At 63.2% G+C, this 12,756-nt stretch carries 12 protein-coding genes; 8 read left to right on the top strand and 4 right to left on the bottom strand.

Translation table 11 applies throughout. From position 1 onward, the window contains the following. Positions 1-2 precede the first annotated feature (2 nt). The 5 genes from ATN37_RS16885 to ATN37_RS16865 all read left to right on the top strand — a co-directional run bounded on the left by ATN37_RS16885 (position 3) and on the right by ATN37_RS16865 (position 5,779). A complete protein-coding gene (locus tag ATN37_RS16885) occupies positions 3-1,082 on the top strand; it encodes a substrate-binding domain-containing protein (RefSeq protein WP_007732424.1) in 1,080 nt (359 codons plus the stop codon). A gap of 122 nt (positions 1,083-1,204) precedes the next feature. After that, complete coding sequence (locus tag ATN37_RS16880; protein ID WP_003946099.1) at positions 1,205-1,825, top strand: AmiS/UreI family transporter; 621 nt, start codon at positions 1,205-1,207, stop codon at positions 1,823-1,825. Positions 1,826-1,851: 26 nt separating this feature from the next. Beyond that, a complete protein-coding gene (locus ATN37_RS16875) occupies positions 1,852-2,889 on the top strand; it encodes an aliphatic amidase (RefSeq protein ID WP_218695419.1) in 1,038 nt (345 codons plus the stop codon). A gap of 10 nt (positions 2,890-2,899) precedes the next feature. After that, positions 2,900-3,958, top strand: a complete 1,059-nt coding sequence (locus ATN37_RS16870; RefSeq protein ID WP_063315185.1) for an AAA family ATPase — start codon at positions 2,900-2,902, stop codon at positions 3,956-3,958. Positions 3,959-4,093: 135 nt separating this feature from the next. Beyond that, positions 4,094-5,779, top strand: a complete 1,686-nt coding sequence (locus ATN37_RS16865; RefSeq protein WP_003946122.1) for a cytosine permease — start codon at positions 4,094-4,096, stop codon at positions 5,777-5,779. Between the two features lie 55 nt (positions 5,780-5,834). On the opposite strand, the gene ATN37_RS16860 is transcribed toward ATN37_RS16865, so the two are convergent. After that, positions 5,835-7,226, bottom strand: coding sequence for an MFS transporter (locus ATN37_RS16860; RefSeq protein ID WP_063315960.1), 1,392 nt, complete (start codon positions 7,224-7,226; stop codon positions 5,835-5,837). A 173-nt stretch (positions 7,227-7,399) separates the two neighbouring features. Here ATN37_RS16860 and nhaA point away from each other — a divergent pair, with 173 nt between their 5' ends. From nhaA to ATN37_RS16845, 3 genes are read left to right on the top strand one after another with little or no spacing between them, the layout of a single operon-like run. Beyond that, positions 7,400-8,734, top strand: a complete 1,335-nt coding sequence (nhaA, locus tag ATN37_RS16855) for a Na+/H+ antiporter NhaA (protein WP_007732414.1) — start codon at positions 7,400-7,402, stop codon at positions 8,732-8,734. Beyond that, positions 8,731-9,240 carry a phage holin family protein gene (locus ATN37_RS16850; protein WP_007732413.1) on the top strand — a complete coding sequence of 170 codons (510 nt, stop codon included), beginning with the start codon at positions 8,731-8,733 and terminating at the stop codon, positions 9,238-9,240. The genes nhaA and ATN37_RS16850 overlap by 4 nt, the downstream gene beginning before the upstream one ends. A gap of 15 nt (positions 9,241-9,255) precedes the next feature. Further along, positions 9,256-10,191 (top strand): alpha/beta fold hydrolase, encoded by a 936-nt coding sequence (locus tag ATN37_RS16845; protein WP_007732412.1) that lies wholly within the window; start codon positions 9,256-9,258, stop codon positions 10,189-10,191. Positions 10,192-10,194: 3 nt separating this feature from the next. On the opposite strand, the gene ATN37_RS16840 is transcribed toward ATN37_RS16845, so the two are convergent. Genes ATN37_RS16840 through ATN37_RS16830 form a run of 3 tightly spaced genes read right to left on the bottom strand, consistent with a single transcriptional unit; the run spans position 10,195 to position 12,751 of the window. Next, on the bottom strand, positions 10,195-11,385 hold the full coding sequence (locus tag ATN37_RS16840) for a MarP family serine protease (RefSeq protein WP_003946095.1): 1,191 nt from the start codon (positions 11,383-11,385) through the stop codon (positions 10,195-10,197). After that, a complete protein-coding gene (locus ATN37_RS16835; protein WP_058038253.1) occupies positions 11,382-12,101 on the bottom strand; it encodes a CoA pyrophosphatase in 720 nt (239 codons plus the stop codon). The genes ATN37_RS16840 and ATN37_RS16835 overlap by 4 nt, the downstream gene beginning before the upstream one ends. Continuing rightward, positions 12,098-12,751, bottom strand: coding sequence for a TlpA disulfide reductase family protein (locus ATN37_RS16830; protein ID WP_003943500.1), 654 nt, complete (start codon positions 12,749-12,751; stop codon positions 12,098-12,100). The genes ATN37_RS16835 and ATN37_RS16830 overlap by 4 nt, the downstream gene beginning before the upstream one ends. Positions 12,752-12,756 lie beyond the last annotated feature (5 nt).

Raw genomic sequence — 12,756 nt, 5'->3', positions numbered from 1 at the left:
GCATGAGCGCTACCGGCGCGCTCGAACGCGCGCGCAGCGCGGTGTGGCGCCTGGGCATGGTGGTTCCCCTTCAGGGGCCGGCCGGACTGTTCGGCCCCTCCTGCGAAGCAATCAGCGAGTTGGCCGCCCGCGACCTCAACAACTCCGGTGGCGTGCTGGGACGCGAAGTCCAGATCGAAGTGATCGACGGCGGCGCTTCGCCGAGCGTCGTCGCCGCCCGCGTGGGACAACTACTCGACGCCGGCGACATCGACGCCGTCAGCGGTTGGCACATCTCCTCTGTCCGCCACGCTCTTGCACCCGTGGTCGCGGACCGCATTCCGTACTCGTACACCTCGCTCTACGAGGGCGGCGAGGTCAGGTCCGGCATCTACTGCTCCGGCGAAACACCACGGCAGCAGATCGCGCCGGCGCTGAAGTGGCTGCGCGACAACGTCGGAGCGCGTAAGTGGTTTGTCGTCGGGGACGACTACATCTGGCCGCACAGCTCTCTCGGAGCCGTGAGGCAATTCGCCACCGAACTCGATCTCAGCCTTGTCGGCGGTTCGTTTGTCGACCTGGGGCGCGGCAACATGAAACAACTGGTCGAGACCGTCTCGAACTCCGGTTGCGACGGCGTGATCATGCTCCTCGTCGGCCAGGACGCCGTCGATTTCAACCGCGCCTTCGCCCGCCGCGGCCTCGACGAGTCGATGATCCGGTTCAGCCCGTTGATGGAAGAGAACATGCTGCTCGCGAGCGGGCCGAGGGCAACCCGCAACCTGTTTGCCTCCGCCGCGTACTTCCGTTCGATGGTCGACGGCAACTCCATGGATCTTCTCGGGCGCTACGTTGCACTGCACGGCGCGCACGCTCCGGCGCTGAACAATGCCGCCGAATCGTGTTACGAAGGGATACATACCCTTTCGGCCCTGGTTCGGCGCGCCGACAGCACTCATCCGCGTGACCTGGACGCCGTCGTCGAGGGTGCCGCGTACGACGGGCCTCGCGGAACCGTCGAGTTTCGTGATCGTGTTGCACGGCAGAAGATTCAGCTCGCCGTCGCCGACGGACTCGACTTCTCGATCATCGCAACGCTCTGAGATTTTCCCTGAGATCTCCCTCTTGACTTCTGTGGCGCGCATCACTTAGTTTCATTTGGAATCATTTCATTTGAAAGTAACCCGTTCCGCAGTAACCGTCCCGAAGTAACCGGAGGTGCCCGATGGGCAGTGTTGGTTTGCTTTACGTGGGAGCCGTCCTCTTCGTCAACGGACTGATGCTGCTCGGCACAGTTCCCGTTCGATCCGCCTCGGTCCTCAACCTCTTCGTCGGCGCACTTCAATGCGTCGTCCCCACCGTCATGTTGATTCAGGCTCAGGGAGATTCGAGTGCCGTCCTGGCGGCCTCAGGGCTCTATCTGTTCGGATTCACCTATCTCTACGTGGGCATCAGCAATCTCGCCGGCTTCGAGCCGGAAGGAATCGGGTGGTTCTCGCTGTTCGTCGCGTGCGCCGCGCTCGTGTACTCCTTCCTCTCTTTCACCGTGAGCAACGACCCCGTCTTCGGGGTCATCTGGCTCGCATGGGCAGCGCTGTGGACGCTGTTCTTCCTGGTACTCGGGCTCGGCCGCGAGAATCTCAGTCGCTTCACCGGCTGGGCAGCGGTCCTCCTGAGCCAGCCCACGTGCACGGTCCCCGCATTTCTGATCCTGACCGACAACTTCCACACCACACCCGCCGTCGCGGCCGGTTGGGCCGGAGCGCTTCTGGTTCTCCTGGGCCTGGCCAAGATCCTCGCTGCACCCAAAACCGCAGTACCCCAATCCCGTCCAGTCTTCAACTGATCGACACAACCAAGGAGTGAAAGACAATGCGACACGGTGACATCTCCTCGAGCAACGACACGGTCGGCGTAGCAGTGGTCAACTACAAGATGCCCCGCCTGCACGATCGCGCCGGCGTCCTCGAGAACGCGCGCAAGATCGCCGACATGATGATCGGCATGAAGACCGGCCTCCCCGGAATGGATCTGGTGGTCTTCCCCGAATACTCCACGCAGGGAATCATGTACAACGAAGAGGAGATGTACGCGACAGCAGCCACCATCCCGGGCGACGAGACCGCGATCTTCTCCGCAGCGTGCCGCGAAGCCGACACGTGGGGAATCTTCTCCGTCACCGGCGAACAGCACGAAGACCACCCGAATAAGCCCCCGTACAACACGTTGATCCTCATCGACAACAAGGGCGAGATCGTTCAGAGGTACCGAAAGATCCTGCCCTGGTGCCCCATCGAAGGGTGGTACCCGGGAGACACGACGTATGTCACCGAAGGCCCGAAGGGGCTGAAGATCTCGCTCATCATCTGCGACGACGGCAACTACCCGGAGATCTGGCGCGACTGCGCGATGAAGGGTGCGGAACTGATCGTCCGTTGCCAGGGATACATGTACCCCGCCAAGGACCAGCAGGTAATGATGTCCAAGGCAATGGCCTGGGCCAACAATTGTTATGTGGCAGTTGCCAATGCGGCCGGATTCGACGGCGTCTACTCCTACTTCGGACACTCCGCGATCATCGGATTCGACGGCCGGACGCTGGGTGAAACCGGCGAAGAAGAATACGGAATCCAGTACGCGCAGCTTTCCGTCTCAGCCATTCGCGACGCACGCGAGAACGATCAGTCCCAGAACCACATCTTCAAACTCCTCCATCGCGGCTACTCCGGTGTCCACGCAGCAGGTGACGGAGACAAGGGCGTCGCGGACTGCCCGTTCGAGTTCTACAAGCTGTGGGTCACCGACGCCCAGAAGGCTCAGGAACGCGTCGAGGCCATCACCCGAGACACAGTGGGTGTAGCGGATTGTCGCGTCGGAAACCTGCCGGTCGAGAAGACAATCGAAGCGTAAGGATCTCACTGTGCCTTATATCACCGACATGCTCCATGACCGGAACAGTGCAGCAGCACCACCGCCGGCCGAGGAACGAACCGAACCCGTACCGGTCGGGGCCTTCGACGCTCGCAAGCTCTCGAAAGCCCTGAGTTCCAAGATCGTCGGACAACAGGCCGCCGTCGACGCAGTGGTTCGTGCGATTTCGATCGCGCATGTCGGTGCCACGGATCCGACGCGTCCGCTCGCAAACATCCTTCTCGTTGGCCCGACCGGCGTCGGAAAGACGGAATTGGTGCGGCGCGTGGCCGCAGAACTACGGTCAGGACCCGATGATCTGTGCCGCATCGACATGAATGCTCTTGCGCAAGAGCATTATGCGGCGTCATTCTCCGGGGCTCCACCTGGATATGCCGGTAGCAAGGAGTCCTTCACGCTGTTCGACAAGAACACCGTCGAGGGCGATCCGTACACCCCCGGAATCGTCCTGTTCGACGAAGTGGAGAAGGCCGACCCCACCGTGCTGCGTGCGCTCCTGCAGGTCCTCGACAACGGCGAACTCCGGTTGGCGAACGGTCAGCAGAAGATCTCGTTCCGCAACAGCTACGTGTTCCTGACCTCGAATCTCGGCTCTGCTGCGGTGGCAGAACGTCGGCGCTCTCACCTGCGGCAGCTCGCCGATCGCGTCCGGATCGATCGACCGCGCCATGGTCATCATCTGGTGCAACGCGCGTTGGAGAAGTTCTTCGACCCCGAATTCTTCAACCGCATCGACGAAACCGTGATCCTCGACGAGTTCGACGAACAGACCGCGGAACAAGTGACCCGTCTCGAGATCGAACTGATCACGACTCGGTTGGCCAGGAGAGGCATCGACGTCGAGGTGGAGGACTGCGCCGTCGCCCTGTTGCAACGGCGCGGGTTCGACCCGGTGTACGGAGCACGTGGCCTGCGCCGCACCATCCGGAACGTCTTGGCCGACCCGGTGGCCGCCGCCGTTCTCGACCTTCGGCCGGTCGGGACGCAACCACTCGCCTTGCAGGCGCGGGCAGTTGGTGATCAGATACAGGTAAAGAAAGTCCCATGAGTGCTCGCTCACGTTGCGGATCGAATCCGCAACGTGGGCGACACATTTCAAACATGTCCGCGTAACGCCACCTCCCTAGGTTGGGTGCCTGCACCACAAAGTGCACATGCACAGGCACCCAGGGGAAGTGACGTCATGACAGCAGTGAACGAGCAGGTGTCCGCCGGCGCACCGGACAGGGCAGATCTCGGTGAGAATGCCGCACTGAAGGAGACTCTGGAGGACTACACCCTCCGATTTGCGCCACGCAGCTACCGCAAATGGGGAACCGGCGTCGTCGCGACCTCCGCGCTCGGCGGAATCGCGTATCTCGCAGACTTCTCGATCGGCGCCAACATCGGCATCTCGTACGGCACCGGTAACGCATTGCTGGGCATCGCCGTGTTTGCCGTCGTCATCATGGCGACCGGCTTCCCACTTGCCTACTATGCCGCGCGATACAATATCGACCTCGATTTGATCACTCGCGGAAGCGGTTTCGGCTACTACGGCTCGGTGGTCACCAACGTCATCTTCGCGACGTTCACCTTCATCTTCTTCGCGCTCGAAGGTTCCATCATGGCCCAGGGTTTGAAACTGGGGCTCGGGATCCCACTCTCGATCGGCTACGCGGTCTCGACCCTGATGGTCATTCCACTGGTCATCTACGGAATGAAGGCTCTGGCAAAGCTCCAAGTGTGGACGACGCCTCTGTGGCTCGTCATGATGGTGCTGCCGTTCCTGTATCTGCTGTTCAAGCACCCTGATTCGGTGAGCGCGTTCTTCGCCTTCGGCGGTGAGGACGGCGCAAACGGCAAGGGCGTCAACTTCGGATCGGTGATGCTGGCCGCGGGTGTCTGCTTGTCGCTGATCGCACAGATCGCCGAGCAGATCGACTACCTACGCTTCATGCCGCCCAAGACGCCGGAAAACACCCGCCGTTGGTGGGCTGCAGTAATTCTCGCCGGCCCCGGCTGGGTGATCTTCGGCGCGTTCAAGCAGATCGTCGGACTGTTCCTCGCCGTGTACATCATCGCGAACGTCGTCGACGGATCCTCGATCGCCAACCAGCCCGTGCACCAGTTCCTCGAGATCTACCAGGACATGATGCCGCACTGGCTGGCCATGACGCTGGCCGTGATCCTCGTGGTCATCAGCCAGATCAAGATCAACGTCACCAACGCGTACTCCGGCTCACTGGCCTGGACCAACTCGTACACCCGCGTCACCAAGACCTACCCCGGACGCATGGTCTTCGTTCTGGTCAACCTGGCGATCGCACTGATCTTGATGGAAGCCAACATGTTCGACTTCCTCAACACGATCCTGGGCTTCTACGCCAACTGCGGTATCGCCTGGGTCGTGGTCGTCGCCTCGGACATCGCGATCAACAAGTACTGGTTGAAGCTCTCCCCGAAAGTCCCCGAGTTCCGACGCGGGATGCTCTACGACGTCAACCCCGTCGGCTTCGTGTCGATGCTGCTGGCCGCGGGAGTGTCGATCCTGGTGTTCTTCGGCGCTTTCGGTTCGACGATCAAACCGTTCTCCCCGATCGTCGCGATCGTCATCGCACTGGTGATGCCGCCGGTCCTGGCCGTCGCCACCAAGGGAAAGTACTACCTACGACGCACCGACGACGGCATCGATCTGCCGATGTTCGACGAGTACGGGAACCCCTCCGGTGAAACGCTTCTGTGCTGCGTCAGCGGAATCGAATTCGAGCGTCCCGACATGCTCGCGTCGAACGTGCCCGGCCCGAACGGCGAGAAGCAGTACATCAGCTCCCTGGCCTTGAGCACCGACAAGACCGGTGAGCACGTCCTGCCTGCTCAGCTTCCCTGACAACTGCTGTGCGCCTTTATTAACCGCCGGGGGTTAATAAAGGCGCACAGCAGGGTTATGCCCCTACATCGTCGAGCGACTCACCCTTCGTCTCACGCATGACCAGCAGCGCGACAAAAGTCAGCGTCGCCGCTACGAGAAGATAGATGCCGACCCAACCGACGCCGTAGTTCTTCGCGAGGTAGACGGCGATGAACGGCGCCACCGCTGCGCCCAGAATACTGGCCGTGTTGTACGCGATTCCCGAGCCCGTGTAGCGGACGTTGGTCGGGAAGAGTTCCGGGAGAACGGCACTCATTGGGCCGAAGGTCAGGCCCATGAGCAGCATGCCCACGATGAGGAACGCCAACATGCGACCGTCGTTCATTCCGTCCGGTTCGAGGAAGACACCGAAGGTCAAGCCGAACACCATGATCAGACCGGTGATGATCAGCAAGGTGATACGACGCCCGTAACGGTCGGCGAGCCAACCCGAGACCGGCACGGCGGCAGCGAAGAACACGACTGCGATCAACTGCAGGACAAGGAAATCGGTGTACTTGAAGCCCGCACCGGTTCCACCGTCGGCCGGCGTCTTGCCGGTTCCGTGGCTGAGAACCCAGGTGGTCATGATGTAGAACAGCGTGTACGTCGCGAGCATCACGAACGTACCGACGATCAGCTGACGCCAGCTGGTCTTGAATACCTCGGCGACCGGAGTCTTGACCTTCTCGCCGCGCTCGACTGCACGCGCGAACACCGGGGTTTCCTCGAGCTTGAGCCGGACGTACAGGCCGATCATCACCATGATTGCGCTGAGCAGGAACGGAATTCGCCATCCCCAGCTCAGGAAGGCGCCCTCGAGGTCCGGGCTGGAATTGTCGTGGTTCATGAACAACGTGATGATCAGGAACAGTCCGTTGGCCATGAAGAAGCCGATGGGCGCACCGAGTTGCGGCCACATCGCCGCCCAGGCCCGCTTGCCTTCCTTGGCTGTCTCGGTCGCGAGCAGCGCCGCACCCGACCATTCGCCGCCGAGCCCGAGACCCTGGCAGAAACGCATGAGCGCCAACAACGCCGGGGCCAGCAGTCCGATCTGGTGATAAGTGGGCAGCAGTCCGATGAGGAAGGTCGCGATGCCCATCGTCAGCAGCGAGCCGACCAGAGTTGCCTTGCGTCCGACGCGGTCACCGAAGTGTCCGAAGAGAATCGAACCGAGGGGACGGGCGACGAACGCGAGTCCGAACGTCGCCAACGACGCGAGAAGCGCGGTGGTGTCGTTGCCCTTCGGGAAGAACAGGTGCGGGAACACCGATACTGCCGCTGTTGCATAGATGTAGAAGTCGTAGAACTCGATGGACGTACCCACCATGCTGGCGACCACGATTCGGCTGCGCGGCACTCCGGCGACGGTATCTGCGTCGCCGCCCTCCGGCTTGGGTGGATTCTCACTGACTGACGTGCTCAAAACATGCTCCTGCGCCGTTATACGAAAGATGTCCAATTGGTGGGATAGTGTCCCAATCAGTAGGAATTGAACACCCGCGGGGTTTTCCGACGCAAATTCGGTTCGCGAATTCGGCTCAGCGGGCAATCCGCGATAAAATTCCGTAAAGGTGAGCCGGGAAGTCTGGTCGGCACGTGCATTCGATGCGTCACAACGTCGATCACGTTCATGTCTGTTGCATCCGAATTCGGTTGCACGAACAAAGGTCGTCCCCACGCGTGATCTCCACCCTGCGTTCCGAACTGTCCCGCTACCTCCGCACCGAAACGGTGGGCGGATCGATCCTCCTGATCGCTGCCGCCCTCGCTCTGATCTGGGTGAACTCTCCTTTCGGTGAGAGTTACATCGCACTACGTGACTTCCAGATCGGTCCGTCCGCACTCCATCTCGACCTCAGCTTGGGCACGTGGGCGCAGGACGGACTGCTTGCCGTCTTCTTCTTCGTCGCCGGCCTCGAACTCAAACGTGAACTGGTGGTCGGCGAACTCGCGGACCGCAAAGCCGCGATGCTCCCGATCATCGCGGCGTGCGGCGGCGTCCTGGTTCCCGCGATCATCGCGGCGTCCATCGGTTTCGGCACGCCCGGCATGGACAAGGGCTGGGCCATTCCCGTCGCGACGGACATCGCTTTTGCCCTCGGCGTGCTCGCGCTGACCGGCTCGAAGATCCCGGCGAGCGCCCGAGTTTTCCTGCTCAGCCTGGCCGTCGTCGACGATCTGCTCGCGATCATCCTCATCGCCGTACTGTTCACCGGTTCCCTCGCGATGTTGTGGCTGCTGACCGCGGCCGCAGCCCTGGCTGCCTACGCCTACGCCCAACACAAACGCATCACGACGCCGTTCCTCTACGTCCCGCTGGCACTACTGACCTGGTACGCGATGCACGAAGCGGGGATACACGCCACACTCGCGGGCGTCGCGCTCGGCTTACTCACCCGGGTGAGGCGCGATCCGGACGAGGAGTACGCGCCCGGTAGCCGTCTCGAGCACCGCATTCAGCCTTACTCCGCAGGCTTCTGTGTCCCCGTCTTCGCACTGTTCGCCTCCGGTGTTCCGATCAACGCGGCGGTACTCGGCGACATTTTCACCGACCCAGTAGGGCAATCGGTCGTCGTCGGTCTTCTGGTCGGCAAAACCGTCGGAATCTTCGGAATTTCCCTGCTCGCGATCAAATTGGGGATAGCAACCAAACCCAAGACACTGGAATTGAGAGACATGTTTGCCCTCTCAGTTCTCGGTGGCATCGGGTTCACCGTTAGCCTGCTTGTAGCAGACCTCGCATTGGACGGGGTCGGCGATGGCAGCGAGGCCGAGATAGCGAAGGCCGCAGTTCTCGTGACATCGTTGGTGGCATCGCTGATCGGATCAGCGCTGCTGTGGCGACGTGGACGAGTTCATGCGGCTCGAGACGACGCTTCCACCGCCATTGCCACGGACGCGAGAGAACTACCTGGAGAGGTCGACAAGTGAGCTTGACCAACGGAGAGAGCCAGCGCTTCACCGGAGATGGAGTACCGAACACGGTCTCTTCCATCCCTCTCACCGATGTGGACGCCCGCACGCCGGGCGAGGCCACCATCGGGGCCCTCGTCAAGGACGCGACCGCACAGGTCTCCACCCTCGTGCGCGCCGAGGTCGAACTTGCCAAGGCCGAGGTGACGGGCGAGGTCAAGAAGGGTCTGCAGGGCAGCGTCTTCTTCATCCTGGCCTTCACGGTTCTGCTGTTCAGCTCGTTCTTCTTCTTTTTCTTCCTGGCCGAGATGCTCGACACCTGGGTGCCGCGCTGGCTGGCGTTCCTCATCGTCTTCCTGATCATGGTGGTGACCACCGCGATTCTGGCGCTGCTCGGTTATCTGCGCGTGCGCAAGTTGAGGGCTCCGGAGAAGACGATCGAATCGCTCAAGCAGGCCAAGAACGTCATCCCCGGCAGCCATGACGACGCAAAGCCGTCGGTCGATTTCAACGCGCGCCGGTAGCGAGTCTGATCGAAAGTGGCAGCCCCAGATCCATCCACCGTCAGGTTCGACGGCCCCTGGATTCACCGGGACATTCACGCCAACGGCATCCGGTTTCACGTCGTCGAGGTAGGCGACGCGGAGCCGGATGCTCCGTTGGTGGTGCTTCTGCACGGATTCGCCGACTTCTGGTGGTCCTGGCGCCATCAATTGACGGCACTGTCCGAGCAGGGCTTCCGCGTCGTCGCGATGGACCTTCGTGGGTACGGCGACTCCGACAAGCCCCCTCGTGGCTACGACGGTTGGACGCTCGCCGGTGACGTAGCCGGCCTCATTCGTGCGATGGGTTACGGCAAGGCCACGCTGATCGGTCATGCCGACGGCGGGTTGGTGTGCTGGGCGACCGCGCTCCTGCATCCACGCCTGGTGCGGTCGATAGCGCTGATCTCGTCTCCACACCCGATGGCGCTCAAGAAAGCAGTCGTCCGCGACCCCTATCAGCGCCGCGCGCTTTTGCCCTCGTTCCTGGCCTATCAGGTACCGCTACGCCCGGAACGTCGGTTGACGGCCGACAACGGCGCCGAAGTGGAGCGTCTGGTTCGCTCGCGGTCGGGCCCCACCTGGCCGCAGCAACCCGAATTCGCAGACGTCATGAGCAAGATGCGGTCCGCGATCCGGATCCCGGGCGTCGCGCATTCCACCTTGGAGTACCAGCGTTGGGCCTTCCGCAGCCAGCTCCGCCCCGAGGGCCGACGTTTCATGCGTTTGATGGATCAGGTTCTTCGCATTCCGATCGTCCAGATTCACGGCGAACTCGACCCGTACGTGCTCACCCGTACCGTGCGTCGCGACAAGCACTGGGCTCCCGGCGAGAAACTGCGCACCATTGCCGGAGTCGGTCATTACGCGCATCAGGAAGCCCCCGAGCGCGTCAATCGCGAACTCGGGGACTTCCTCCTTACGGAGAAGTGACCGCTACAGGATGCACGCGCCCGTCGGTACGGGCGTCGATGCCGAGGCAGCCGCGTTCAACTGGCGCGAGACTTCCTGCGCGGTGAGGACGAATCCGGTGTCACTGTCGTCGACGGCAGCACCGAACACGACGCCGAGGACCCGCCCCTGATCATCGACCATCGGTCCACCCGAGTTGCCCTGCCGGATGGATCCGCGCACGGTGTAGACCTCACGCTGGGTGGTTCCGGCCTTGTAGATGTCCGGCCCGTTCAGGTTCAGGACCTCACGAACGCGGGCTGCGCTGGCCGTGTACGGACCACCGCCGGGGTAACCGAGCACCAACGCGTTGTCACCGGTCCGAGCCTGCTCCGGAGCGAACGGCAGCACCGGCGCGTCCAATCCGGGAACCGCCAGAATCGCGATGTCCACGGCGGAGTCGAAGAGCACCACCTGCGCGGGCAGTGCGCCCTCCATGGTGTCCACGGTGATGCTCTCGGTTCCGGCAACCACGTGGGCGTTGGTCATGACGCGTTCGGGGGCGACGATGAATCCGGATCCCTCGAGCGCGCGCTGGCAACTCGGTGCGACGCCGTTGATGCGGAGAACACTCGGACGCAACTGCGCCGCCAACGGACTGGCGAGAACGCTCGCGTCGGGTGCTTCGACCTCGGTGATGGGCGTGCGCCCGAACGGGCCGATGACGTCAGGCAGGCCGGAGGTGTCGAGCAGCGCCGAGAACTCGGTCGGGATGCGGCGCAGCCACTGCGGCGCCACTTCGTCCACGCTGGCGAGAACGTCCGAACCACGAACAGCGGCGGCAATATTCGGCTGCGACGAGGAAGTGAGCGGAATCGCGAGCAACCACGCCGCGACCACGACAGCCACCGCCTGTAGACCCGCACCGATGACGCTGTCGACGGATCGCGCCGTCGGACTGTGCATTCCGCTGCGCGCCGCGCGTCCGAGCACCATGCCGGCGACCTCGCCGATGATGACCAACACGACGATCAGCGAGATGCCCGCGAGGATGCGCAGCTTGCCTTCGGTGACGTGCACGAGCAGGTGCGGCGCCAACAGAATCCCGGCGACGGCACCGAGGATCACGCCGACGAACGCCAGCGCCGACGCCACCGCGCCCTGACGCCATCCGGACGTGGCCGCGATGAGGGCGACCAGAACGATGGCGATGTCCACCCAACGAGAACCTGTCATCGCGGCACCGCCGAATCCTCGACACCTTCACCGAACTCGGACAGCGCTGTGTCCAGGTCTCTCACGTCCTCGTAATTCCACGGAATCTCCCAGCCCGACACCGTGAACAGCGCCGCGAGGATTCCTGCTGTGAACCCCCAGACCAGCATGCCGTCGGCGCGGAACGCCGGGCCCTGGTATCCGAGGGGATGTCGAACCTGAAACCGGTTGTCTGGGTCGAGCAACGTGCGCAGCGGCACCCGGGCCACCCGTCCGACCTCGCCCTCGTCCTGAATGCCCACCGTCGTCGGCTGCTCCCAGTAGCCGAGCACCGGCGTCACGTCGAAACCCGACGGCGGGATGAAGATCTCCGGCAGCACGGTGAGCGGCTGAACTCCGCTCGGATCGAGCCCGGTCTCCTCCTGCGCTTCACGCAGCGCGGTGCCGATGGGGCCGTCGTCGCCCGGATCGGCGGCACCGCCGGGGAATGCGACCTGTCCGCTGTGCTGACGCATCGTCGACGCCCGTTGGGTCAGCAGGACGTCTGCGCCCTCCGGCAAGCCGCCGACGGCGAGAGGGTCGGCCTCACGCGGTCCGCCGAAGAGCACGAGCACCGCGGCCGGACGCGTCACGGTGCCGCGCGGCGCGCGACGCTCGAGGACGGGGTTGATCCGATGGGGATCGGTGGGCTGGGTGCTGGCGACAGCGCGCAACCACTCGGGAACCGGTGTGCTCATACGACGACTCCCAGATATTGCGCCGCAGCGGCGGCGATCTCGTCCGCACTGCGGAAGGGTTGGGGCAAGACCTTGGCGACTGTTCCATCCGCGCGCACGAGCACCGACACCGGCAGCACCGGCGGTGCGCCCACTGCGATCCGTACCTTGCCGTCACCGTCCTGGACGCCGGGCAAACGCACCGAGTAGTCGATGAGTCGCGTCAAAGCGTTCTCCTGATTCGGATCCGAATGCACGGTCAGCACGTTGATGCTGCCGTCGGCGCGCTCCGCGAATTCCTGAAGGTACGGAAGCTCTTCGGCGCATGGCGCGCACCAGTACGCCCACAGATTGAGCAGAGTCGGCTTTCCGCCCACCGCTGCGGCAAGGTCGACGGGCGCTCCGTCGGAGACGCAGTCGAGGGTGATTCCGGCGAGAGCCGAGCCGGCAGGCGCTTCGCCGGTCGGAGTCGGGCAGGAGGCCAGAGCCGCCTGGCTACGGAGTTGATCGAGCGATTCCGACGACGGAGTGAACGTCGGCGGCTGATACGCGGACGAGGACGGGCCCGTCGAGGTGGGCGTCGTGTCGTCTCCTCCGCGCGGCCAGATCGCCACGACGAGAGCCGCGACGACCACGAGCGCAGCGAGAGACCATCTTCCGGCACTTGTCATCGGTG

Origin of the sequence: Rhodococcus sp. MH15 (assembly GCF_019266045.1) — a bacterium.
Taxonomy (GTDB): Bacteria; Actinomycetota; Actinomycetes; order Mycobacteriales; family Mycobacteriaceae; genus Rhodococcus_F; species Rhodococcus_F qingshengii.
The sequence above is the reverse complement of the archived record's forward strand: the minus strand, read 5'-3'. Positions and strand labels throughout refer to the sequence as shown.

Coding starts and splice junctions, on each gene's coding strand:
- ATN37_RS16885 (WP_007732424.1), top strand. CDS start 3: ATGAGCGCTACCGGCGCGCTCGAACGCGCGCGCAGCGCGGTGTGGCGC.
- ATN37_RS16880 (WP_003946099.1), top strand. CDS start 1,205: ATGGGCAGTGTTGGTTTGCTTTACGTGGGAGCCGTCCTCTTCGTCAAC.
- ATN37_RS16875 (WP_218695419.1), top strand. CDS start 1,852: ATGCGACACGGTGACATCTCCTCGAGCAACGACACGGTCGGCGTAGCA.
- ATN37_RS16865 (WP_003946122.1), top strand. CDS start 4,094: ATGACAGCAGTGAACGAGCAGGTGTCCGCCGGCGCACCGGACAGGGCA.
- ATN37_RS16840 (WP_003946095.1), bottom strand. CDS start 11,385: ATGACAGGTTCTCGTTGGGTGGACATCGCCATCGTTCTGGTCGCCCTC.
- ATN37_RS16835 (WP_058038253.1), bottom strand. CDS start 12,101: ATGAGCACACCGGTTCCCGAGTGGTTGCGCGCTGTCGCCAGCACCCAG.
- ATN37_RS16830 (WP_003943500.1), bottom strand. CDS start 12,751: ATGACAAGTGCCGGAAGATGGTCTCTCGCTGCGCTCGTGGTCGTCGCG.